Source organism: Streptomyces sp. 3-6 (assembly GCF_056323165.1).
In genome coordinates, this window is the sequence record NZ_JBWHZP010000004.1 from 133,683 (window position 1) to 156,984 (window position 23,302).

At 72.9% G+C, this 23,302-nt stretch carries 20 protein-coding genes; 4 read left to right on the forward strand and 16 right to left on the reverse strand.

Annotation, left to right across the window (positions count from 1 at the left end):
• Window positions 1-73 precede the first annotated feature (73 nt).
• Together hisS and AC02VZ_RS08170 are read right to left on the reverse strand one after the other, a co-directional pair.
• Window positions 74-1,336, reverse strand: a complete 1,263-nt coding sequence (gene hisS, locus AC02VZ_RS08165; RefSeq protein ID WP_476474967.1) for a histidine--tRNA ligase — start codon at window positions 1,334-1,336, stop codon at window positions 74-76.
• Window positions 1,337-1,347: 11 nt separating this feature from the next.
• On the reverse strand, window positions 1,348-2,061 hold the full coding sequence (locus tag AC02VZ_RS08170; protein WP_476474968.1) for an MBL fold metallo-hydrolase: 714 nt from the start codon (window positions 2,059-2,061) through the stop codon (window positions 1,348-1,350).
• Between the two features lie 179 nt (window positions 2,062-2,240).
• On the opposite strand from AC02VZ_RS08170, the gene AC02VZ_RS08175 reads away from it, so the two are divergent.
• Window positions 2,241-3,074 carry a peptidylprolyl isomerase gene (locus AC02VZ_RS08175; RefSeq protein ID WP_476474969.1) on the forward strand — a complete coding sequence of 278 codons (834 nt, stop codon included), beginning with the start codon at window positions 2,241-2,243 and terminating at the stop codon, window positions 3,072-3,074.
• 137 nt (window positions 3,075-3,211) lie between these two features.
• Window positions 3,212-4,441, forward strand: a complete 1,230-nt coding sequence (locus AC02VZ_RS08180; protein WP_476474970.1) for a DUF349 domain-containing protein — start codon at window positions 3,212-3,214, stop codon at window positions 4,439-4,441.
• A 135-nt stretch (window positions 4,442-4,576) separates the two neighbouring features.
• Here the strand turns inward: AC02VZ_RS08180 and relA are convergent, their stop codons facing one another.
• The 13 genes from relA to pgsA form a co-directional block, all read right to left on the reverse strand.
• The gene (relA, locus tag AC02VZ_RS08185; RefSeq protein ID WP_476474971.1) at window positions 4,577-7,105 is read right to left on the reverse strand and encodes a GTP pyrophosphokinase; all 2,529 of its coding nucleotides are present in this window, start codon (window positions 7,103-7,105) and stop codon (window positions 4,577-4,579) included.
• 426 nt (window positions 7,106-7,531) lie between these two features.
• Window positions 7,532-8,071, reverse strand: a complete 540-nt coding sequence (locus AC02VZ_RS08190; protein WP_476474972.1) for an adenine phosphoribosyltransferase — start codon at window positions 8,069-8,071, stop codon at window positions 7,532-7,534.
• Between the two features lie 548 nt (window positions 8,072-8,619).
• Entirely contained in the window at window positions 8,620-9,114 is a 495-nt protein-coding gene (yajC, locus tag AC02VZ_RS08195; protein WP_476474973.1) for a preprotein translocase subunit YajC, read from the reverse strand.
• Between the two features lie 165 nt (window positions 9,115-9,279).
• Window positions 9,280-10,350, reverse strand: coding sequence for a Holliday junction branch migration DNA helicase RuvB (ruvB, locus tag AC02VZ_RS08200; RefSeq protein ID WP_476474974.1), 1,071 nt, complete (start codon window positions 10,348-10,350; stop codon window positions 9,280-9,282).
• Window positions 10,351-10,380: 30 nt separating this feature from the next.
• Window positions 10,381-10,986, reverse strand: coding sequence for a Holliday junction branch migration protein RuvA (gene ruvA / locus AC02VZ_RS08205; RefSeq protein ID WP_476474975.1), 606 nt, complete (start codon window positions 10,984-10,986; stop codon window positions 10,381-10,383).
• Window positions 10,983-11,603 (reverse strand): crossover junction endodeoxyribonuclease RuvC, encoded by a 621-nt coding sequence (gene ruvC / locus AC02VZ_RS08210; protein ID WP_476474976.1) that lies wholly within the window; start codon window positions 11,601-11,603, stop codon window positions 10,983-10,985. Before ruvC ends, ruvA begins: the two co-directional genes overlap by 4 nt.
• A gap of 286 nt (window positions 11,604-11,889) precedes the next feature.
• On the reverse strand, window positions 11,890-12,642 hold the full coding sequence (locus tag AC02VZ_RS08215; RefSeq protein WP_476474977.1) for a YebC/PmpR family DNA-binding transcriptional regulator: 753 nt from the start codon (window positions 12,640-12,642) through the stop codon (window positions 11,890-11,892).
• Window positions 12,643-12,691: 49 nt separating this feature from the next.
• Window positions 12,692-13,300, reverse strand: a complete 609-nt coding sequence (pdxT, locus tag AC02VZ_RS08220) for a pyridoxal 5'-phosphate synthase glutaminase subunit PdxT (RefSeq protein WP_476474978.1) — start codon at window positions 13,298-13,300, stop codon at window positions 12,692-12,694.
• Between the two features lie 7 nt (window positions 13,301-13,307).
• Window positions 13,308-14,219 (reverse strand): pyridoxal 5'-phosphate synthase lyase subunit PdxS, encoded by a 912-nt coding sequence (pdxS, locus tag AC02VZ_RS08225; protein WP_476474979.1) that lies wholly within the window; start codon window positions 14,217-14,219, stop codon window positions 13,308-13,310.
• A gap of 157 nt (window positions 14,220-14,376) precedes the next feature.
• Window positions 14,377-14,919 (reverse strand): LemA family protein, encoded by a 543-nt coding sequence (locus tag AC02VZ_RS08230; protein ID WP_476474980.1) that lies wholly within the window; start codon window positions 14,917-14,919, stop codon window positions 14,377-14,379.
• A 268-nt stretch (window positions 14,920-15,187) separates the two neighbouring features.
• Window positions 15,188-16,351: a glycosyltransferase family 4 protein gene (locus tag AC02VZ_RS08235; RefSeq protein ID WP_476474981.1), complete on the reverse strand. Its 1,164-nt coding sequence runs from the start codon at window positions 16,349-16,351 to the stop codon at window positions 15,188-15,190.
• Complete coding sequence (locus tag AC02VZ_RS08240; protein ID WP_432058773.1) at window positions 16,348-17,292, reverse strand: phosphatidylinositol mannoside acyltransferase; 945 nt, start codon at window positions 17,290-17,292, stop codon at window positions 16,348-16,350. The genes AC02VZ_RS08235 and AC02VZ_RS08240 overlap by 4 nt, the downstream gene beginning before the upstream one ends.
• A complete protein-coding gene (gene pgsA / locus AC02VZ_RS08245; protein ID WP_432058783.1) occupies window positions 17,289-18,071 on the reverse strand; it encodes a phosphatidylinositol phosphate synthase in 783 nt (260 codons plus the stop codon). The genes AC02VZ_RS08240 and pgsA overlap by 4 nt, the downstream gene beginning before the upstream one ends.
• A gap of 298 nt (window positions 18,072-18,369) precedes the next feature.
• Between pgsA and AC02VZ_RS08250 the strand changes: the two genes are divergently transcribed.
• Both AC02VZ_RS08250 and AC02VZ_RS08255 read left to right on the forward strand, forming a co-directional pair.
• Window positions 18,370-20,568 (forward strand): elongation factor G-like protein EF-G2, encoded by a 2,199-nt coding sequence (locus AC02VZ_RS08250; protein ID WP_432058774.1) that lies wholly within the window; start codon window positions 18,370-18,372, stop codon window positions 20,566-20,568.
• A 373-nt stretch (window positions 20,569-20,941) separates the two neighbouring features.
• Entirely contained in the window at window positions 20,942-22,597 is a 1,656-nt protein-coding gene (locus tag AC02VZ_RS08255; protein ID WP_476474982.1) for a hypothetical protein, read from the forward strand.
• An 81-nt stretch (window positions 22,598-22,678) separates the two neighbouring features.
• Here AC02VZ_RS08255 and AC02VZ_RS08260 read toward each other — a convergent pair whose 3' ends face one another.
• Complete coding sequence (locus AC02VZ_RS08260) at window positions 22,679-23,227, reverse strand: HIT family protein (protein WP_432058776.1); 549 nt, start codon at window positions 23,225-23,227, stop codon at window positions 22,679-22,681.
• Between the last annotated feature and the right edge of the window lie 75 nt (window positions 23,228-23,302).

Here is a 23,302-nt window from a genome sequence, read left to right on the forward strand (position 1 = left end):
CACGGGTTGACGACGGCCCACGGGTTGACGACGGCGCCGGGCGCCCGCGGGCACCCGGCGCCGGAACGACGTGTCAGCCGAGCCGTGACTCCAGCTCCGCGACGATCTCGTTGACCCCGACCGCGGTCTGCTCGCCGGACTCCATGTCCTTGAGCTGGACGACACCCTCGGCGAGGTCGCGCTCGCCCAGCACCAGCGCGTAGCGGGCGCCGGAGCGGTGGGCGGCCTTCATCGCGGCCTTGAGCCCCTTGCCGCCGTACGCGAAGTCGGCGGCGACGCCGTTCTTGCGCAGCTCGGTGACCTTGGTGAACAGCACCCGGCGGGCCTCCTCGCCGAGCGGCACGGCGAAGACGCTGGTGGTGGCCGGGAGGTCCAGCTCGATCCCCTCCGCCTGGAGGGCCAGCACGGTGCGGTCGACGCCGAGGGCCCAGCCGACGGACGGCAGGGCCGGGCCGCCGATCATCTCGGACAGCCCGTCGTAGCGGCCGCCACCGCCCACCGCGGACTGGGAGCCGAGGCCGTCGTGGACGAACTCGAACGTGGTGCGGGTGTAGTAGTCCAGGCCGCGCACCAGCCGGGGGTCGTCCTCGAAGGCCACGCCCGCCGCCGTGATCAGTTCGCGGACCTCCTCGTGGTACGCCTTGCAGGCGTCGCAGAGGTAGTCCCGCAGCAGCGGGGCGCCGGACAGCTGCTTCTGCACCGACTCGCGCTTGTCGTCCAGCACGCGCAGCGGGTTGATCTCCGCCCGGCGCAGGGTGTCCTCGTCCAGGTCCAGGCCGCGCAGGAAGTCCTGCAGGGCGGTCCGGTACACCGGCCGGCACTCCTGGTCGCCGAGGCTGTTGAGCAGGATGCGGAAGGTGCGCAGGCCCAGCGAGCGGTACGCCTGGTCGGCGAGGATGATCAGCTCGGCGTCCAGGGCGGGGTCCTCCGCGCCGATCGCCTCGGCGCCGACCTGGGAGAAGTGGCGGTAACGGCCCTTCTGGGGGCGCTCGTAGCGGTAGTAGGAGCCGGAGTACCAGAGCTTGACCGGGAGGTTGCCCGCCTTGTGCAGGTTGGCCTCCAGGGCGGCGCGCAGCACGGACGCGGTGCCCTCGGGCCGCAGGGCGAGCCGGTCGCCGCCCTTGGTCTCGAAGGCGTACATCTCCTTGGTGACGATGTCGGTGGACTCGCCGACACCGCGCGCGAACAGCTCGACGTTCTCGAAGCCCGGCGTCTCGATGTAGCCGTAGCCGGAGCCCCGCAGCGGGGCGGCGATGGCCTCGCGCACGGCGAGGTAGGTGGCGCTGTCCGGCGGGATCAGGTCGTAGGTGCCCTTGGGGGCCTTGAAGGTGCTCACGGAAGTAGTCGTCACATTCCTCGTCGGGGAGCGTCGAGGTCCGCTCCCTGGCCGGCGTCCGCCACCTGCCGTAGATACGGGTTGGTGGCGCGCTCCCGGCCGATGGTCGTCTGGGGGCCGTGTCCGGACAGCACCACGGTCGAGTCGTCGAGCGGCAGGCAGACGCGTGCCAGCGAGTCGAGCATCTCGGCCATGTCACCGCCGGGCAGGTCGGTGCGTCCGATGGAGCCGGCGAACAGCAGGTCGCCCGAGAACATGATCGGCGGGATGTCCGCCGCCTCGGGCAGGCCGAAGGTCACCGACCCCTTGGTATGGCCCGGCGCGTGGGCGACGGTGAAGTCCAGCCCCGCCAGCTCCAGCCGCGTGCCGTCGGTGAGTTCGCGGAGGTCGTCCGGCTCGCCCACGGTCAGCTCGCCCATCAGCGGCATGCCGATGGCACGGCCGATGCCCTTCTCGGGGTCGCTCATCATGTACCGGTCCTCGGGGTGGATCCAGGCCGGCACGTCGTGCGCTCCGCAGACCGGGACGACCGAGGCGACGTGGTCGATGTGGCCGTGGGTCAGGACGACGGCGACCGGCTTCAGCCGGTGCTTGCGGACCGCCTCCGCGACGCCGTCGGCGGCCTGGTGGCCGGGGTCGATGATCACGCACTCCTCACCGGCGGCGGGGGCGACGAGATAACAGTTCGTCCCCCAGGCCCCGGCGGGGAACCCGGCAATGAGCACGATCGTCCTTCGTTGTGTGGGTACGGGAGGCTTGCGACGGGCTGCGCCCGTGGTCAGAGCCTACCGGCGCTGCCGATTCCTCAGCGAACCCATATACGGTACGGGGCAGACGCAGGCGGTCGGCTTCACCGCACGCACGCGTACCGGCCGGCACACGAGACGCATGAGGAGACAACCCGGTGGTCAGCCAGGAACAGCGGCGGCGTCAGCTCGCCCGGGAGAAGTTCTTGCGCCAGCAGCAGCGGCGCACCGAGGCACGGCGCAAGGCGCGCACGCGCAACGCGGTGATCGCGTCGGCGCTCGGTGTGGTGCTGATCGGCAGCGGGGCGCTGTACACGGCCGGGGCCTTCCAGCAGGACGACGACACCAGCGCCAACGCGGGCTCGGAGGTCACCCCGAGCGCGGCGCCGACGAGCAAGGCGCCCGACCCGTGCGAGAAGCCCGCGCCGGGCGAGCCGAAGACGAAGACGTGGAAGAAGGAGCCGGCGCTCGAACTCGACACGTCGGCCTCGTACACGATGAAGCTGGAGACCACCTGCGGCGACATCGACGTGGCCCTCAAGGCGAAGGCCGCCCCGCACACGGTCAACTCGTTCCGCTTCCTGCTGGACCAGGGCTACCTGGACCACACCAAGTGCCACCGGCTCACCACCGAGGGCATCTACGTGCTGCAGTGCGGTGACCCGACGGCCACCGGCACCGGCGGGCCGGGCTACACGATCCCGGACGAGAACCTCAAGGACAAGAGCCTCAAGGACAACACCTACCCGGCGGGCACGGTCGCGATGGCCAACACCGGGCAGAAGGACAGTGGCGGCAGCCAGTTCTTCCTGGTCTACCAGGACAGCCAGCTCCCGCCCAGCTACACCCCGTTCGGCACCGTCTCCGACGCGGGCATGAAGGTGCTGAAGAAGATCGCCGCCGCGGGCGCCACCGGACCCGACCCCACCACCGGCAACACCGCGCCCCACGCGACGGTCGTGATCAACAAGGCCAGGGTGACGGAATCCTGACCGTCAACTGGGCAATCCCGGTCGCGCGGGATGCGGACAGGGGTCCCGTCGGTCGCTTATGTTGGCCGTGACGAAACTGTGGACGATGCCCGGGGGAGCTTCGACGCCCCCCGACGGCATCATGTGGAGGAGGCGCTGTGAGCAGCGACCCGTGGGGCCGCGTCGACGAGACGGGCACCGTGTACGTGCGTACGGCCGACGGCGAGAAGGTCGTCGGCTCCTGGCAGGCGGGGTCCCCCGAGGAAGCCCTGGCCTACTTCGAGCGCAAGTACGAGGGCCTGGTTGTCGAGATCGGCCTCCTCGAGAAGCGAGTGAAGACCACCGACCTGTCCTCCAAGGACGCCCGGACGGCCATCGACCACCTGCGTGAGCAGGTCGACGCCCACCACGCGGTGGGCGACCTGGACGCCCTGCGGGTCCGGCTGGACAAGCTGGTGGAGCTGGTGGAGGCGCGGCGCGAGGAGCGCAAGGCGCAGCGGGCCCGGCAGTCCGAGGAGGCCCGCCGGTCCAAGGAGGCCCTGGTCGCGGAGGCCGAGGAGCTGGCGCAGTCCGACCAGTGGCGGGCGGCCGGTGAGCGGCTGCGGGCCCTGGTGGACACCTGGAAGGGCCTGCCGCGGCTGGACCGCAAGTCCGACGACGAGCTGTGGCACCGGTTCTCGCACGCGCGCTCGGCGTTCTCCAAGCGGCGCAAGCAGCACTTCGCGCAGCTCGACGCGCAGCGCGAGGAGGCCCGCCGGACCAAGGAGGCCCTGGTCGCGGAGGCCGAGTCGCTGTCGAACTCGACGGACTGGGGTGCGACGGCCGCGCGCTACCGGGACCTGATGGCGCAGTGGAAGGCGGCCGGCCGGGCTCAGCGCGAGCACGAGGACGACCTGTGGAACCGCTTCCGCGGCGCGCAGGACGTCTTCTTCGCCGCGCGCAGCTCGGTGTTCGCCGAGCGGGACGCCGAGCAGGCGGAGAACCTGAAGCTGAAGGAGGAACTGGCCGGGGAGGCCGAGAAGCTCCTGCCGATCACCGATCTGAAGGCCGCCCGGGCCGCGTTCCGGACGCTCAACGAGCGCTGGGAGGCCATCGGTCACGTGCCGCGGGACGCCCGCCCGAAGGTCGAGGGCCGGATGCAGGCCGTGGAGCGGGCGCTCCAGGAGGCCGAGGAGACCGAGTGGCGCCGGACCAACCCGGAGGCACGCGCGCGTGCCGCGGGGCTGACCGGCCAGCTGCAGGCCGCGGTCGACAAGCTGAAGAACCAGATCGAGCAGGCCCGCGCGCAGGGCAACACCGCGAAGGCGGACAAGCTGGAGCGGGAGCTCCAGGGCCGTCAGGCGCTGCTCGACCAAGCCCTGAAGGGTCTGCAGGAGTTCGGCGGCTGAGCCGCCCGCCCGCCAGGGCACAGGGAAGGGGGCTGCCGCACCGGCCGGTGCGGCGGCCCCCTTCCCTGTGCCGTCCCCTCACGTGTGCCGTCCCCCGGGTCGGGGCAGCTCGGGTCAGGCCCAGGTCAGGTCCGGTCAGGTGCGGTTGCGGGCCGAGGTGACCCGGTAGACGTCGTAGACGCCCTCCACGCCCCGGACCGCCTTCAGGACGTGGCCCAGGTGCTTGGGGTCGCCCATCTCGAAGGTGAAGCGGGAGGTGGCGACCCGGTCGCGGGAGGTCTGCACGGCCGCGGACAGGATGTTGACGTGCTGGTCGGACAGCACCCGGGTGACGTCCGAGAGCAGCCGGGAGCGGTCCAGCGCCTCGACCTGGATGGCGACCAGGAACACCGACGACTGGGTGGGCGCCCACTCGACGTCGAGGATGCGCTCGGGCTCCCGGGACAGCGAGTCGACGTTCACGCAGTCGCTGCGGTGCACCGAGACGCCGCTGCCGCGGGTGACGAAGCCGATGATCGGGTCGCCGGGCACCGGGGTGCAGCAGCGGGCCAGCTTCACCCAGACGTCCTCGACGCCCTTGACGACGACGCCGGGGTCGGCGCTGGAGCGGCGCTTGCGGCTGCGGGCCGGCGGGACCGACTCGTCGATCTCCTCGGTGGCCGCCTCCTCCCCGCCGAGGGCCTGCACCAGCTTCTGCACGATGTTCTGCGCGGAGACGTGGCCCTCGCCGATCGCCGCGTACAGCGCGGAGATGTCCGAGTAGCGCATCTCGTGCGCCAGGGTCACCAGGGAGTCGCCGGTGAGGATGCGCTGGATGGGCAGGTTCTGCTTGCGCATGGCGCGGACGATGGAGTCCTTGCCCTGCTCGATCGCCTCGTCGCGGCGCTCCTTGGAGAACCAGCCGCGGATCTTGTTGCGGGCGCGGGGCGACTTGACGAAGCCGAGCCAGTCCCGGGACGGGCCGGCGCCGGCCGCCTTGGAGGTGAAGACCTCCACCAGGTCGCCGTTGTCGAGGGTCGACTCCAGCGGGACGAGGCGGCCGTTGACCCGTGCCCCTATGGTGCGGTGACCGACCTCGGTGTGCACCGCGTACGCGAAGTCCACGGGGGTGGCACCGGCGGGCAGCGCTATGACGTCGCCCTTCGGGGTGAAGACGAAGACCTCGTTGCGGGAGAGGTCGAAGCGCAGGGACTCCAGGAACTCGCCCGGGTCCTCGGTCTCCTTCTGCCAGTCCAGCAGCTGCCGCAGCCACGCCATGTCGTTGAGGTGGTCGTCCTTGCTCTTGCCGGACGACTTGGGCGCGTCGGTGCGGATCTTGGACGCGCCGGCCACGGCCTCCTGCTTGTACTTCCAGTGCGCGGCGATGCCGTACTCGGCGCGGCGGTGCATGTCGAAGGTGCGGATCTGCAGCTCGACCGGCTTGCCGCCCGGTCCGATCACCGTGGTGTGCAGCGACTGGTACATGTTGAACTTGGGCATCGCGATGTAGTCCTTGAACCGGCCGGGGACCGGGTTCCATCGCGCGTGCACCGTGCCGAGGGCCGCGTAGCAGTCGCGGACGGTGTCCACCAGGACGCGGATGCCCACCAGATCGTAGATCTCCGCGAAGTCCCGGCCGCGGACGATCATCTTCTGATAGACGCTGTAGTAGTGCTTGGGCCGGCCGGTGACGGTGGCCTTGATGCGGGCGGCCCGCAGGTCCTGCTGCACCTCGTCGGTGACGACGGCGAGGTACTCGTCCCGCTTGGGGGCGCGCTCGGCCACCAGGCGCACGATCTCGTCGTACATCTTGGGGTAGAGGATCGCGAAGGCGAGGTCCTCCAGCTCCCACTTGATGGTGTTCATGCCCAGGCGGTGGGCGAGCGGCGCGTAGATCTCCAGGGTCTCGCGCGCCTTCTTCTCCTGCTTCTCGCGCTTGAGGTACCGCATGGTGCGCATGTTGTGCAGCCGGTCGGCCAGCTTGATGACCAGGACCCGGGGGTCCTTGGCCATCGCGACGACCATCTTGCGCACCGTCTCGGCCTGGGCGGCCTCGCCGAACTTGACCTTGTCCAGCTTCGTGACGCCGTCGACGAGCAGGGTGACCACGTCGCCGAAGTCGCGGCGCAGGTCCTCCAGGCCGTACTCGGTGTCCTCCACGGTGTCGTGCAGCAGCCCGGCCATCAGCGTGGCCGGGTCCATGCCCAGCTCGGCCAGGATGGTGGTGACGGCCAGCGGGTGCGTGATGTACGGGTCGCCGCTCTTGCGCTTCTGCCCGCGGTGCCAGCGCTCGGCGACCTGGTAGGCCTTCTCGATCTGGCGGAGGGTGGAGTTCTCGATCTTGGGGTCGTTGCCGCGCACGATCCGCAGCAGGGGCTCCAGCACCGGGTTGTACGGGTTCGCGCGCTGCACGCCGAGCCGGGCGAGACGGGCGCGGACGCGGTTGGAGGAGCCGGAGCGGGCGGGCTGGCCGGTGTTCTGGCGGACCGCGGGGGCGGAGCGCTCCGGGGGCGGGGACGGCTTGGGCCGCGGCTGCTCGGGCTTGTCGACGGGGGTGGCCTGGGCGTGCCGGACCGGACCGCGGGTGTCGTTCTTCGCCTGCGGGGCGCTGGGCGCGGGCTTGGCCGCGGGCGCCGAGGCGGGCTCGGGCTTGGCGGCGGTCAGGTGCTGGGCCTCGTCTGGCAAGAGGACTCCTCGTGCGCGATCCGGGTCCCCCGGTCAGGCTCCGGAAGAGTCCATGGTAGCCATGCCGCGTCCGCGGAGGACCCGGGGAGCGGTGTGAGACCTGTCCGATCCCGGGACGCACGGGACGAGCCCGGGGGTTACCGGCCCCCCGGGGCTACCGCTCCCGGGCCCCGTGTCGGCGGGGAGCCCTCCCCGCGCCGGGGAGGGCCCGCCGGTGACGCCTGGCCGGTGACGCCTCGCCTCGCGCGAGCCCGTGAGGCGGACCGCACCCGCCGGCGCCGACGCCGGCGGGAGGGCTGGGCCGCGCTTCCCGGGGCGTGGTGCGGGACGGCGGCCGACGGCCGAGGGCTGCTGCGTGATGACCGGCCGGGGCTGCGGCTGAGCTGCGGCTGCGGCTGGGGCGGCGGCTGTGGCTGGGGCGGCGGCTCAGATGGTGAGCAGCGCCTCCAGCGACGCGCCGGCCAGCACCGGCTCCACCCGGGCACGGCCGCCGAGGAAGCCCAGCTCCATCAGCACGGCGAGGCCGGAGACCTCGGCGCCCGCCCGGCGGATGAGCTGGAGGGACGCCTCGGCGGTGCCGCCGGTGGCGAGCACGTCGTCCACCACCAGGATCCGGTCGCCGGCGCTGATGTCCTCGGCGTGCACCTCGATCTCGGCGGATCCGTACTCCAGGTCGTAGGCCTGGCTCAGGGTCGCCCCGGGGAGCTTGCCGGCCTTGCGCACGGGGACGAAGCCGAGGCCCGCGCGGACGGCGACCGGGGCGCCGAGGATGAAGCCGCGGGCCTCCAGGCCGACGATCTTCGTGGCCCCCGTGTCCGCCGCGATCCCGGCGAGGGCGTCGGTGAGGGCGGTGAAGGCCGCGGGGTCCGCGAGGAGCGGGGTGATGTCCTTGAACATCACCCCCGGCTCCGGGTGGTCCGGCACGTCCCGGATGCGGCTGAGCAGCAGTTCTCGGATGTCGGTCATCGTCGCTTTCCTGAGGGCCGGCCGCGCCCGCGACTGCGGGGGACCGGCAGGTTGCCTGGGCCGAGGACGGGTGGCCGCGACCTGGGGGCCACGACCTCCCGGCCGTCGTCGTACCCGCTCGGGAGGGCGGGGTGTCGGTGGGTCCGCCCCGACCCCGTGGGCCGGGCCGGCACCGTCGCCGGGGAACTTCCGTCGGGCTCGTGTTCCGTCGGGGCCGGTACGACGAGCGGGCGATCGGATTGCGGGGGGCGCGTCCTCGGCAAAGCCCACGAACGGCGGAAACGACCCGCGTCGTCGTTCGGCAGTTCGGACCAGCCGCAGGCCCGGCTGCTCCCCGCGGCCCTCGACCTCCACGACCGGGTCGTGGAGCGAGGGGCCGAGGAGGATCAGCGGGCCGGTCGCCGTGCCCGGGGCGACAGCTCCGGCCGGTCGGGGCCCGGGGCCGAGGGTGACGGGGAAGTGCGGGCGGGCCGTCGTCCCCGCGAGGACACGGGCCGGCCCGCGCCCATGCGGGGGCACGGCCGTCGTCGCCCGCCGGCCCGCTTCGCCTACTTGGCCTCGGAACCGCCGTCGGACTTCTTCGCCGCGCCCTCCGCGCCGGCCTCGTCGACGGCGTCGGACGGCTCGTCGGCCGTGTCCTTCTTGCCGAAGTCGACGGGCTTGTCGTCGGTGGCGGCGACCGCGTCGGAGGGCTCGCCGGTCTCCGTGAGGGAGGAGGCGTCGTCCGGCACGAGGTCACCGTCGGACTTCAGGTCGTGCTCGATGCCGTGGACGATCTGGTTGTACTCCTCGTCGCTGAGGACGGCACCGATGGAGTTCTTGGCGAACAGCAGCTCGACGCCCGGTCCGGCGTCGAGCAGGACGGTGTCCTCGCTGACCTCCTTGACCGTGGCGTACATGCCCCCGATGGTGCGGACGCCGGAACCCGGCTGCATCTGGTTCCGCATCTCGATGGCCTGCTGCTGCTTCTTCTTGGCCGACCGGGTCATCAGGAACATGGCCCCGATGAGCACAATGAACGGGAGGAGGGTCAGGAGACTCACGGGTCGGAACTTCCTTCACATGACCGCGCTGGTGAACGGCCTGTTGGTTGGGGGTGTGTGGCGCCGCCCACAAGGGCGGCATCGGCGGAGTCTAGGCGAGCCCGCGCGCAGGGAACAACGTTCAGCATGGCACCCGGGTTCCTGGTCGGGCCACCGTCGCCACGGTCACGCCCCGAACAGGTCCCCTTGTCCGTTTCCGGCGGCCTGCGCACGGGGCGGCACGAGGCCGAGGTGCGTCCACGCCGCCGGGGTGGCGATCCGGCCGCGCGGGGTGCGGGCCAGCAGGCCCTCCCGCACCAGGAACGGTTCGGCCACCTCCTCCACCGTCTCACGTTCCTCGCCCACCGCGACGGCGAGCGTGGACAGGCCGACGGGTCCCCCGCCGAACAGCTTCAGCAGCGCCTGGAGCACCGCCCGGTCCAGCCGGTCCAGGCCGCGGGTGTCCACCTCGTACACCTTCAGGGCCGCCGCGGCGATCTCCCGGTCGATCCGGCCGTCCGCCTTGACCTGCGCGTAGTCGCGGACGCGGCGCAGCAGGCGGTTGGCGATGCGGGGGGTGCCGCGGGAGCGGCCCGCGATCTCGGCGGCGCCGTCGGCGTCGATCTCCACGTCGAGCAGGCTCGCCGAGCGGTGGACCACCCGCTCCAGCTCGGCGGGCTCGTAGAACTCCATGTGCGCGGTGAAGCCGAAGCGGTCGCGCAGCGGGGGCGGCAGCAGTCCGGCCCGGGTGGTGGCGCCGACCAGGGTGAAGGGGGGCAGCTCCAGCGGGATGGCGGTGGCGCCGGGGCCCTTGCCGACGATGACGTCGACGCGGAAGTCCTCCATCGCCATGTACAGCATCTCCTCGGCGGGCCGGGACATGCGGTGGATCTCGTCGAGGAAGAGGACCTCGCCCTCCTGGAGGGAGGACAGGATCGCCGCGAGGTCGCCCGCGTGCTGGATGGCGGGCCCGGAGGTGATGCGGATGGGCGCCTCCATCTCCGCCGCGATGATCATCGAGAGGGTGGTCTTGCCGAGGCCCGGGGCGCCGGAGAGCAGCACGTGGTCGGCGGTGGCGCCGCGCGCCCGCGCGGCCCGCAGCACCAGGTCCAGCTGTTCGCGCACCTTCTCCTGGCCGATGAACTCGCCCAGGTCCTTCGGGCGCAGGGCGGCCTCGACGGCCTGGTCCTCCCGGTCGGCGACAGGGCCCACCAGCCGCTCGGGAGCGGGGGTGTCGGTCGTGTCGTCCCAGTTCACTGAAAGGTCTCCTAGCGGATGGGCCGCGGGCTATCGGGCGCGGTTCAGGGTCTGCAGGGCGGCCTTCAGCAGGGCACCGACCTGCGGGGTACCGCCGGCCGCCTCCGCCTGGGGGGTGACGGCGGCGACGGCCTCGTCCGCCTCGCGGGTCGCGTACCCGAGGCCGATCAGGGCCGCGTGCAGCTGGTCGCGCCAGCCGCTGGTGACGGGGGCGCCGACGGCCGGGGCGCCGACGGGTTCACCGAGCCGGTCCTTGAGTTCGAGGAGCAGCTTCTGGGCGCCCTTCTTGCCGATGCCGGGCACCGCAGTGAGCGCCTTCTCGTCGGCGGTGGCGACGGCCCGGCGCAGTGCGTCGGGGCGGTGCACCGCGAGCATGGCCTGAGCGAGGCGGGGGCCGACCCCGCTGGCCGTCTGGAGCAGCTCGAACGTCTGGCGTTCGTCGTCGTCCGCGAAGCCGTACAGCGTCAGGGAGTCCTCCCGGACGACCAGGGAGGTGGCCAGGCGGGCCGGCTGTCCGACGCGCAGGGAGGACAGCGTGTCCGGCGTGCACTGGACGGCCATGCCGACGCCGCCGACCTCGACGACGGCGGCGTCGGGGGCCAGTGCGGCGACCGTGCCGCTGACGAAGGCGATCATGCGGTGCGCCCCTTCGGTGGGTTCGGCGCCGCGGCGGGCCCCGCGGCGGGTGCGGCGGCCGTGCGGCGCCGGGCGGCGGGTCCGCGGGGCGCGGACGGCGCGGCCCCGGCGTGCCGGGCGACGGCCTGCTGGAGACGGTTCTGGGCGGGGGCCCGCCAGATGTGGCAGATGGCGAGGGCGAGGGCGTCGGCGGCGTCGGCGGGCCTGGGCGGCGCGTCGAGCCGCAGCAGCCGGGTCACCATGGCTCCGACCTGGGCCTTGTCGGCGCGCCCCGATCCGGTGACGGCGGCCTTGACCTCGCTGGGGGTGTGCAGGGCGACGGGCAGGCCGCGTCGGGAGGCGCACAGCAGGGCGACGGCGCTCGCCTGGGCCGTGCCCATGACGGTGCGCACGTTGTGCTGGCTGAAGACGCGTTCCACGGCGACGAACTCGGGCCGGTGCTCGTCCAGCCACTGTTCGAGGCCCTCCTCCAGGGCGACCAGGCGCCGGCCCAGGTCCGTGTCGGCGGGCGTCCGCACGACCCCGACGCCGAGCATGGTCAGCGGCCGTCCGGCCACTCCCTCGACCACCCCGACACCGCACCGGGTCAGTCCCGGGTCCACCCCCAGTACGCGCAACGCTCCACCTTCCCTGGCCGTCGTCCGTCCGTGCAGGCTATCCGCTGCCACCGACAACGCCGGGCATGGCAACGGGCCGACGGGTTCTCCCGTCGGCCCGGAGCGCCGCGTCGGCCCGGCGGGGGCCGGGCCAGTGGTCCGGATGGCCGGGGTCCGTCGACCGGATCAGGCAGGCCCGGCGAGGGCCGGAGTCCGTCGACCGGATCGGGCCGATCCGGCCGGGGCCGGGGCCCGTCGTGCGGATCGGGCAGGCCCGGCGAGGCCGGCGTGATCCGCACGAGGGGGCCTACGCGTCGACCTTCTCCATGATCTCGTCGCTGACGTCGAAGTTGGCGAAGACGTTCTGCACGTCGTCGCTGTCCTCCAGCGCGTCGATCAGCTTGAAGATCTTCTTCGCGCCCTCCTCGTCCAGTTCGACCTGCATGGTCGGGACGAAGTTGGCGTCGGCGGACTCGTAGTCGATGCCGGCGTCCTGGAGCGCGGTGCGCACCGCGACCAGGTCGGTCGGCTCGCTGACGACCTCGAAGGACTCACCGAGGTCGTTGACCTCCTCGGCGCCCGCGTCGAGCACGGCACCGAGCACGTCGTCCTCGGACAGCTCGCCCTTGGGGACGATCACGACGCCCTTGCGGTTGAACAGGTAGGAGACGGAGCCCGGGTCGGCCATGGAGCCGCCGTTGCGGGTCATGGCGACGCGGACCTCGGAGGCGGCACGGTTGCGGTTGTCGGTGAGGCACTCGATGAGCACCGCGACACCGTTCGGGCCGTACCCCTCGTACATGATCGTCTCGTAGTCGGCGCCGCCGGCCTCCAGGCCCGCGCCCCGCTTGACCGCCGAGTCGATGTTCTTGTTGGGAACCGACTGCTTCTTGGCCTTCTGGATGGCGTCGTAGAGCGTGGGGTTGCCTTCGGGGTCGGCACCGCCCATCCGGGCCGCGACCTCGATGTTCTTGATCAGCTTCGCGAAGAGTTTGCCGCGCTTGGCATCGATGACGGCCTTCTTGTGCTTCGTCGTGGCCCATTTAGAGTGGCCGGACATCTGCCTGTCTCCTTCGCGTAACCCATCCCTGCAACGAACGCATGGAATCCTACAAGGACTCGGTCCCGCGCCACGCGCGCGTCATCTCCACGAACAGCGCGTGCACGCGGTGGTCACCGGTCAGCTCCGGGTGGAACGAGGTGGCCAGCGCGTTGCCCTGACGGACCGCGACGATGTGGCCGTCGTGCTCGGCGAGCACCTCCGCGCGGGCCCCGACGGACTCGACCCACGGGGCGCGGATGAAGACGCCGTGCACCGGGTCGCCGGCCACGCCCCGCACGTCCAACGCCGCCTCGAAGGACTCGTTCTGCCGTCCGAAGGCGTTGCGGCGCACGATCATGTCGATGCCGCCGACGGTCTCCTGCCCGGAACGCGGGTCCAGGATCTTGTCGGCGAGCAGGATCATCCCGGCGCAGGTGCCGTAGACGGGCAGACCCTCGCGCACGCGGGCCCGCAGCGGCTCCAGCAGGCCGAACAGGACGGCCAGCTTGGAGATGGTGGTCGACTCGCCGCCGGGCAGGACGAGACCGTCCACCTCGGCGAGTTCCTCGGGGCGCCGCACGGGCCTGGCCACGGCGTCGGCCGCGGCCAGGGCCACCAGGTGCTCCCGTACGTCGCCCTGGAGGGCCAGGACACCGATCACGGGGGAAGCGGGCATCCGACGCCTACCAGCCGCGGTTGGCGTAGCGCTCGGCCTCGGGGAGGGTGTCGCAGTTGATGCCGACCATGGCCTCGCCGAGGTTGCGGGACGCGTCCGCGATGATCTTCGGGTCGTCGTAGAAGGTAGTCGCCTTCACGATGGCGGCGGCGCGCTTGGCCGGGTCGCCGGACTTGAAGATGCCGGAGCCCACGAAGACGCCCTCGGCGCCGAGCTGGCGCATCAGCGCGGCGTCGGCCGGGGTGGCCACCCCGCCGGCGGAGAACAGCACGACCGGCAGCCTGCCCAGCTCGGAGACCTCCTTGACCAGCTCGTACGGGGCGCGCAGCTCCTTGGCGGCGGCGTACAGCTCGTGGTTGTCGAAGCCGCGCAGCCGGGCGATCTCGTTCTTGATCTGGCGCAGGTGACGCACGGCCTCGACGACGTTGCCGGTGCCGGCCTCGCCCTTGGAGCGGATCATCGCGGCACCCTCGGCGATGCGGCGCAGCGCCTCGCCCAGGTTGGTGGCACCGCACACGAAGGGCGTGGTGAACGACCACTTGTCGGAGTGGTTGACCTCGTCGGCCGGGGTCAGGACCTCGGACTCGTCGATGTAGTCGACGCCGAGCGACTGCAGCACCTGGGCCTCGACGAAGTGGCCGATGCGGGACTTGGCCATCACGGGGATGGACACGGCGTCGATGATGCCTTCGATCATGTCCGGGTCGGACATGCGGGCCACCCCGCCGTCCTTGCGGATGTCCGCCGGGACCCGCTCCAGGGCCATGACGGCGACGGCACCGGCGTCCTCGGCGATCTTCGCCTGCTCCGGCGTGACGACGTCCATGATCACGCCGCCCTTGAGCTGCTCGGCCATGCCGCGCTTCACGCGGGCGGTGCCGGTCTCGGGACCCTGGTTTTCGGAGAGCGTGCTGGACACGAGTGACCTCACTGAGGGGATGGGGGCGGATTCTGCTGCACCGAGGAAACGTGAGCGGACCAGTCCACAGCAAGGGCCAATGGGAAGCCGGTGGATCGTTTTCGGGGCCACCGGCCGGGTGCGGTGTGCGTGCGCGCCGTGCGCGCGGGGGGCTGCGCTACGCCGCCCGCTCGATCAGGGCCGCCGGCGGCTCGTCGTCCATCTCGAACGCCATCGGGAACGGGGCGTGCCCCGCCAGCCGGAACCAGCGCACCTTGCGGTGCCGGCGCAGCGCGCGGGCCGCGCGGACGGCGTCGTTGTGGAAACGGCGCGCCATCGGCACCCGGCGCACCGCCTCGGACAGCTCCAGGGCCGCGGCCTCTCCCCCGGGCGCCTCCCGGACCACGTCGACCTGCGGCGCCTCCGCGAACACCGCACGCAGGGCCTGGCTCAACTCGCTCTCGGCCACCTCCCGCTGCTCCTCCACCGCCTGCCGGGCGGCGTGCGCCGCCTCGTACAGCACGATCGAGGCGGCGGGGTCGAGCACGCCCGAGGTGGCCAGTTCCTGCGTCACCGAGGCGCGACGCAGCAACTGGGCGTCCAGCGCGGCCCGCGCGGCGTCGATCCGCGCGTGCAGCCGGTCCAGGCGTCCCGCCGTCCAGCTCAGGTAGAGGCCGATCAGGACGAGGGCGACGAGGATCCAGATGAGGGTTGCGGTCACGGGCGGCAAGGCTACCGGGGCGCTCCGCTGGGGGTGCGGGTGGTGTGACGTGCCGTCGGCCGGCGGTGCGGTGCCGTCGGCTGCCGTGCCGTCCTCGGGGGCTGCCGCCCCCGAACCCCCGCATCGGCCTGAACGGCCTCGTCCTCAAACGCCGGACGGGCTGGAGGAACCACCCGTGGCACCAAGGCCCCGGCCTTCTGCGGCACCCGCACAGGCGGGAGGAATCCGCCCCCTGGCACCAGGGCACCCGCACGCCCCCCCGGGGGGTTCAGTCCCGGGCCAGGCCGAAGCGGCCCCAGAGGCCGGTGGTGCGGTCGTCGGCGGCCACGGCTGCGGCGCCGGCGGTGACCGTCTCGTAGACGGAGAGGATGTCGGCGCCCACGGTGGACCAGTCGAAGCGGCGGACGTGGGTGCTGCCGCGGTCGCGGAGCTTGGCGCGGCGTTCGGGGTCGGCCAGGAGCCGTACGGCGGCCGAGGCGAGCGCGTCGGCGTCCTCGTTGGGGAACAGCTCGCCCGCCTCCCCGCGGTCGAGGACCTGGGCGAAGGCGTCCAGGTCGGAGGCGAGCACCGGGGCGCCGGCGGACATCGCCTCGACGAGGATGATGCCGAAGCTCTCGCCGCCGGTGTTGGGGGCGACGTAGAGGTCGACGCTGCGCAGCAGGCGGGCCTTGTCCTCGTCGCTGACCATGCCGAGGAACTCCACGCGGGAGCGCAGCTCGGCGGGGAGCGTCTCGACGGCCTCCTCCTCGTCGCCGCGTCCGGCCACCAGGAGCCGGGTCTGCGGGCGGGCGGCGAGGATCTTCGGCAGGGCCCGCATCAGCACGGGCAGGCCCTTGCGGGGTTCGTCGATGCGGCCGATGAAGCCGATGGTGTCGCCCTGCCACTCGGGTTTCGGCTCGGCGCGGGCGAAGAAGTCGACGTCGACGCCGTTGGGGATGACCACCGCGTCGCCGCCCAGGTGTTCGACGAGGGTGCGCCGGGCGTACTCGCTGACGGCGATCCGCGCGCTGATCTTCTCCAGGGCCGCCTGGAGGATCGCGTAGGCGGCGATCATGGCGCGCGAGCGCGGGTTGGAGGTGTGGAAGGTGGCGACGATCGGCCCCTGGGCGGCCCAGCAGGTCAGCAGGCCCAGCGAGGGCGAGGTCGGCTCGTGGATGTGGATGACGTCGAAGGCGCCCTCGTGGAGCCAGCGCCGGACCCGGGCCGCCGACAGGAAGCCGAAGTTCAGCCGGGCCACCGAGCCGTTGTAGGGCACCGGTACGGCGCGGCCTGCGGAGACGACGTAGGGCGGCAGCGGGGTGTCGTCGTCGGCGGGGGCGAGCACCGAGACCTCGTGGCCCAGCCGGATGAAGTACTCGGCGAGGTCCCGGATGTGGAACTGGACGCCGCCGGGCACGTCCCACGAGTAGGGGCAGACGATGCCGATTCTCACGGGGTGTCCTCCGGAGCCTTCCGGGCGGTGTCACGGGCGGGGTCACGCGCGGGGTCGAGGTCCTTGAGCCACAGGCGCTGGAGCATGTGCCAGTCCTCCGGATGGGCGGCGATCCCGGTGGCGTAGGCGTCGGCCAGCGCCTGTGTCATGACGGACGTCCTCTCGGCGCGCGTACCTGACCCGGGCACCTCGACCGGCGGGTGCACGCGGCCCCGCATCACGGGGGTGTCGTCGTACCAGAGGGTCACGGGCAGCAGCCGGGCCCCGGTCTGCTGCGCGAGCAGGGCGGGACCGGCGGGCATCCGCGCGGTCTCGCCGAAGAACTCGACCTCGACGCCCGAGGCGGACAGGTCCCGGTCGGCGACCAGGCAGACCAGGCCGCCGTCGCGCAGCCGCCGGGCCAGGGTGCCGAAGGCGGTGCCGCCGCTGTGCGGCAGGACCTCCATGCCGAGGCCCTCGCGGTAGGCGACGAACCGGTCGTACAGCGTCTCGGGCTTCAGGCGCTCGGCGACGGTGGTGAAGGGGATGCCCAGCCGGGTGGTGACCCAGGCGCCGGCGAGGTCCCAGTTGGCGAGGTGCGGCAGTGCGAGGACGACGCCCTTGCCGGCCGCCAGGCCCTCGGTGAGGTGGTGCAGGCCGTCGGGTTCGAAGCCGTTCCTGACGCGCTCCTCGCTCCAGGCGGGCAGCCGGAAGGACTCCATCCAGTAGCGCAGGTAGGACCGCATGCCCGCGCGGGACAGTTCGGCGAGCCGCTGCGGGTCCGCGTCGGGCACCACCCGCGCGTAGTTGGCCTCCAGGCGCAGCACGCCCGTGCCGCGCCGCCGCCACGCGAGGTCGGCGATGGCCCGGCCCAGCCCGGCGGCGGCCGGCTCGGGCAGCTTCTTCACCGTGCTCCAGCCGGCGCCGTACAGGCCGTCGGTCAGGCGCTCCCGGGCACTCACGTCGCCGCCCCGCTCCCCCGGCGGCCGCCGCGGTCCGCGACCGCGCCGCCCGGGGTGCCGTCGTCGCCGGTGCGCGGGCCGGACGCGCCGGTGTCCGGCGCCGTCGCGTCCCCGGCCGGTGTGTCACCGGCCGTCGGGGCGCCCGCCGCCGCGTCCGCCTCGGCGGCCTCCCGGCGCACGGTGACGACCCGCTGGACGAGCGTGACGAGGCTGCCGACGGCGACGATCCACAGGGCGACCGGCAGCAGGTACTGGATGCCGGGCACGCCGAACGCGTGCAGCCCGGCGAGACCGGCCGCGACCAGCGAGATCACCAGCCGCTCGGCCCGCTCCACCAGGCCGTTCACCGCGACCGGCAGGCCGATCGACTCGCCGCGCGCCTTGGTGTACGACACGACCTGGCCGCTGGCCAGGCAGAAGATCGAGACGGCGCACAGCACCGTGTCGTCGCCGCCGGCCGCGTACCACAGGGCGAAGCCGCCGAAGATCGCCCCGTCGGCGACCCGGTCGAGGGTGGAGTCCAGGAAGGCGCCCCAGCGGCTGGAGCGGCCCAGCTGGCGAGCCATGTTGCCGTCGACCAGGTCGGAGAACACGAACAGCGTGATGACCACCGTGCCCCAGAAGAACTCCCCCATGGGGTAGAAGACCAGCGCACCCGCGACCACTCCGGCGGTACCGATGAGCGTGACCGTGTCGGGGCTGACCCCCCGCCGGATGAGAAACGCGGCGAACGGTGTGAGGACACGCGTGAAGAATGCACGCGCGTACTTGTTCAGCATGGCCTTCCCGACGGTCGGTGTGGCCGCGCGGCCCCTGCTGGCCACCGGCTGGCCCATCGTAGTCACGCACCCGCGCGGGCGGCCGGGCACCCGCCCCGACGGCCCGCGGGGACACGGGACATCGGGACGCGGACCCGGGGGCCGGGGGGACCGGCGGCCGGGGCGCGTCCGCCGTATGGACGCACCGTGAGGGGAGTGGAAAGCTCGGAGTACCGCGGGCGCCGCCGGAGCCGCACCGCACGCGGATCGGCCGGTCCGCGCCCACGCAGTGACCTCACCGTGCACGGGAGGCAGGACCATGGGCGACAAGGCGCACACCCACCCCGGAGCCGCCGGCAGGGCACAGGCGGCCGACCACCCCGCGTCCGTACGGAATGTGGTGCTGGTCGGCCACTCCGGAGCGGGCAAGACGACGCTGGTGGAGGCTCTCGCGCTGACCGCGGGGGCCGTGAACCGGGCGGGCCGCGTGGAGGACGGCGGCACGCTCTCCGACTACGACGAGATCGAGCACCGGCAGCAGCGCTCGGTGCAGCTCTCCCTGGTGCCCGTGGAATGGGACGGCATCAAGGTCAACCTGCTCGACACCCCCGGATACGCCGACTTCGTCGGAGAGCTCAGGGCCGGTCTGCGCGCGGCGGACGCGGCCCTCTTCGTCGTCTCGGCCGCCGACGGCGTGGACGGCTCCACCCGCATGGTCTGGGACGAGTGCGCGGCCGTCGGGATGCCCCGCGCCCTGGTCGTCACCCATCTGGAGGCGGCCCGCGCCGACTTCGAGGAGATGACCCGGGTCTGCGCCGAGGCGTTCGGCGGGGACGACCCCGACGCGGTCCTGCCGCTCCACCTGCCGCTGCGCGGCCCCGAGGGGCCGGACGGGCACGCTCCGGTGACCGGTCTGATCGGGCTGCTGTCGCGGAAGCTGTTCGACTACTCCACCGGCGAGCGCAAGGAGTCCGAGCCCGGCCCCGACCAACTGCCGCTCATCGCGGACGCCCGCGACCGGCTGATCGAGGGGATCATCGCCGAGAGCGAGGACGAGACCCTCATGGACCGCTACCTCGGCGGCGAGGACATCGACCTCGGCACCCTCGTCGAGGACCTGGAGCGGGCCGTGGCACGCGGCGTGTTCTTCCCCGTCCTGGCGGCCGCCCCCGCCGCCGACGGCGCCCGCCAGGGCCTCGGCACGGTGGAGCTCCTCGACCTGGTCACGGGCGGGTTCCCCACCCCGCTGGAACACCGCACGCCCCAGGTGACCACCGTCGACGGCACGCCGCGCGAGCTGACGCCCTGCGACCCCGGCGCCCCGCTGGTCGCCGAGGTCGTCAAGACCTCCTCCGACCCCTACGTGGGCCGGCTGTCCCTCGTCCGGGTCTTCTCCGGCACCCTGCGCGCCGACCAGACCGTCCACGTCTCCGGGCACGGGCTGGCCGACCGGGGCCACGAGGACCACGACGTCGACGAACGCGTCGGCGCGCTGAGCACCCCGTTCGGCAAGCAGCAGCGCCCCGTGCCGCAGGTGATCGCCGGGGATCTGGCGTGCGTGGCGAAGCTCGGCCGGGCCGAGACCGGCGACACCCTGTCCGCCAAGGACGACCCGCTGCTGATGGAACCCTGGGAGATGCCCGACCCGCTGCTCCCGCTGGCCATCCGGGCGCACAGCAAACCCGACGAGGACCGGCTCTCCCAGGGGCTGGCCCGGCTCGTCGCCGAGGACCCCACGATGCGGCTCGAACAGAACCAGGACACCCACCAGGTGGTCCTGTGGTGCCTGGGCGAGGCGCACGCCGACGTCGCCCTGGAGCGGCTGCGCGGCCGCTACGGCGTGCAGGTCGACGTGGTGCCGCACCAGGTGGCGCTGCGGGAGACCTTCGGTTCCACGGCGTCCGGGCGGGGCCGGCACGTCAAACAGTCCGGCGGTCACGGGCAGTTCGCGATCTGCGAGATCGAGGTGGAGCCGCTGCCCGGCGGTTCCGGCATCGAGTTCGTGGACAAGGTCGTCGGCGGCGCGGTGCCGCGGCAGTTCATCCCCTCCGTGGAGAAGGGGGTGCGGGCGCAGGCGGCGAGGGGGGTGGCCGACGGCCATCCGCTGATCGACGTGCGGGTGACCCTGCTGGACGGCAAGGCGCACTCGGTGGACTCCTCCGACGCCGCCTTCCAGACGGCCGGCGCGCTGGCTCTGCGGGAGGCCGCGGCCCAGGCCACGATCCACCTGCTGGAACCCGTCGCCGAGGTCACGGTCCTGGTCGGCGACGACTACGTGGGCCCGGTGATGAGCGACCTGTCGGGCCGCCGCGGGCGGGTGCTCGGCACCGAACAGTCCTCCGCCGGACGCACCCTGATCCGGGCCGACGTGCCGGAGATCGAGATCGACCGGTACGCCGTCGACCTGCGCTCGCTCTCCCACGGCACGGCCCGCTTCAGCCGCCGTTACGCGCGGCACGAGCCGATGCCGCCGCAGGTCGCCCAGCGCCTCCGTCAGGAGGTCCGGGCGGCGTCGTAGGGGGCTCGGGAGGCGTTCCGTCCGGGGGCCCGCGCGGGGGCGCGCCCGGCGGACGGGTGCGGCCCGGGGCGGGCGAGCGCGGGGGCGGGCGTGCGCGGGGGCGGCGGGTGCGGTCCGGGGCCGGCGTCGTGGGGCGGCGCCCGGCGCCCGCGGGAGCCGTCGCGGGGCGCCCGCGCACGCGCCGTGCGCCCCGCGCGCCCCGGAACGCTTCACCCCGTGCGGCACCGTGCCGGCCGGGTCCGCACACCGGTTGTCACCGTCCGCAGACGAACCGGCCCCGCTGCGGATACGCTGAAGACCTGATCAACAGGTGTGCGCGGCAAGGAAGTCGGGAAGGCCGCATGACGACAGTCGCGGCGATCGGGGGCGGGGAATGACCGTTGAGAGCGGTTACGCGGACTTCTTCGGTCCGCAGGTACCGCGCACGGGTGACGAGGGGCACACGCCGACCTTCGCGCTGGCCTCGGCGGCCTACCGGGACAACGAGGCAGACGAGATCCTCAAGGCCAACAACGAGTGGCACCAGTCGGCCGTCGCACCGCCCCGGATCAAGCTGTTCCGCCCGAACCTGGGCGAGGCGTTCTCCCGGGCGATCATCGACCGGATGCTGGGCTCCGGACGGGCGCCGCTCGTCCAGTCCTTCGGCACCCAGCCGCACGTGGTCGTCGAGCACAGCCTCGCCGCCCACCGCATGCGCCGGGAGCGCGACAACTGGCTCAGCGCCGTCATGGTCCTGTGCGGCGTGCTCTTCCTGCCGGGCCTGCTCGTCTGGCTGCTGGTCTTCCAGATCCGCACCACCATGACCCGGCGCGAGGACAAGCGGGCCGGGGCCCTGGCCACCACGCTGCTGGTCGGGGTGGGCGCCCTCGCGGTCCTCTTCCTGCTCCGCATGCCCTTCGACGGGTTCTGGGGCTGGTACGCCCGCGCGTGTGTCGTCGCCCCCGTCATCGGCTGGTTCTGGGCCAAGCGGATCTGCGAACGCACCGCGCACGCCCTGCGGGAGCAGTGGGAGAGCCTGCTCTCCGGCGGCAGCGTGGGCGCCAAGGTCCCCGAGTCGGTGCCGAGCAGCCCCGGTGAGACGGCGGCCGAGCAGCTGCGCCAGTCCCTGGCCCGGCTCAGCGCCGAGCAGCAGTCCAACTCCGTCTTCTACGCCGGGCCCAAGGGCATACTCGGCATGGGCACCCGGTGGGGCAGCTGGCAGCTCGCCGAGGAACTGGTCCCCGCCGACCCGGACCGCGAGATCAACCCGTTCCGCAGCTGGGACGTCATCAAGGCGATCCACGACCGGCTGCGCATGCTGGAGCGCGGCCCCCTGCACACCGGCGGCTTCACCAAGCCCTCCGTGCGCCACTGGATCGTCACGCCGATCGGTGAGAACGCCACCGCCGTGTCCCGGCCCGAGGGCACCGACGTGGAGGCGTACCAGATCAAGCCGCACGCCATACAGGAGATCTGCAACAAGCAGCAGTTCGGCGCCGGCGACCGCCACTACCTCGGGGTGCAGTGGACCCTGTGGGACGGCCAGCTCGTCATCACCATGCTGATCACGGTGACCGTCCTCCACGAGACCCTGCGCATCGAGGTCACCGGCCACGCGCTGGGCCCCGTGCACCCGCTGTTCACCACGAAACCGGCCGCCAAGGAGAAGTCGGTCCAGAAGTCGGTGAAGTTCTGGGAGACCCGCACGGTCAAGCTCCCCCTCGTCGACGCGGACGAGGTGGTGCGCCTCGCCGCCCGCGCGCCGCTGACCTGGTACCCGCCGCTGCTGTACTGGCTGGGCGGCAAGCTGACCCTGCCCGAGCCGTTCGGCCTGCGGCACGCCTGGGCGGACAAGCCGTGGCGGCACCGCTTCATGGCCGACGACGCGTTGCGCGCCGCGACGCCGGTGCTGCGCGCGGTGCACTCCGCCGCGATCAAGGTCCTGGCGGAGAACGGCGTGGACACCGAGAAGTTCGGCGCCCGCTCCTCGGCCCTCAGCGGCGCGGTGCAGGAGGCGGCGCCCAAGAAGGCCGACGTCTACGACGCCTGAGGGGGGTGCCCCGGCCGGGGCACCCACCGGGCCCCTCCGCCTCCGAGGCGCGCCCGGCCGGGCGCCGGCGCGCCGTCCGGTTCAGGCCGAGGGCCAGGCGTCCGCCAGCATCTTGCGGGTGTCCCCGAGCAGCTGCGGCAGCACCTTGGTGTGGCCCACGACCGGCATGAAGTTGGTGTCGCCGCCCCAGCGCGGGACGACGTGCTGGTGCAGGTGGGCGGCGATGCCGGCGCCGGCCACGGTGCCCTGGTTCATGCCGATGTTGAAGCCGTGCGCCCCGGAGGCGGCGCGCAGCGCGGTCATCGCCTGCTTGGTCAGCTCGCCGAGTTCGGCGGTCTCCTCGGCGGTGAGATCCGTGTAGTCGGCCACGTGCCGGTACGGCACCACCATGAGGTGGCCCCCGGTGTACGGGTAGAGGTTGAGCACCGCGTAGACCCGCTCGCCGCGCCGGAGGACCAGTCCGTCCTCGTCGGACTTGGCCGGGATCGAGCAGAAGGGGCAGCCGTCGTCGGCACCGGGGCCGGTCGGCTTGTTCTCGCCCTGGATGTAGGCCATCCGGTGCGGCGTCCACAGACGCTGGAACGCGTCCTGCGTCCCCACTCCCCACTGCTGCTCCGGCTCACTCGTCATACGTGCAGCATATGGCGTCCTGGGGGTGTGACGGCACGGGCCCCCGGGATCGCTCCCGGGGGCCCGTGCCGTCGT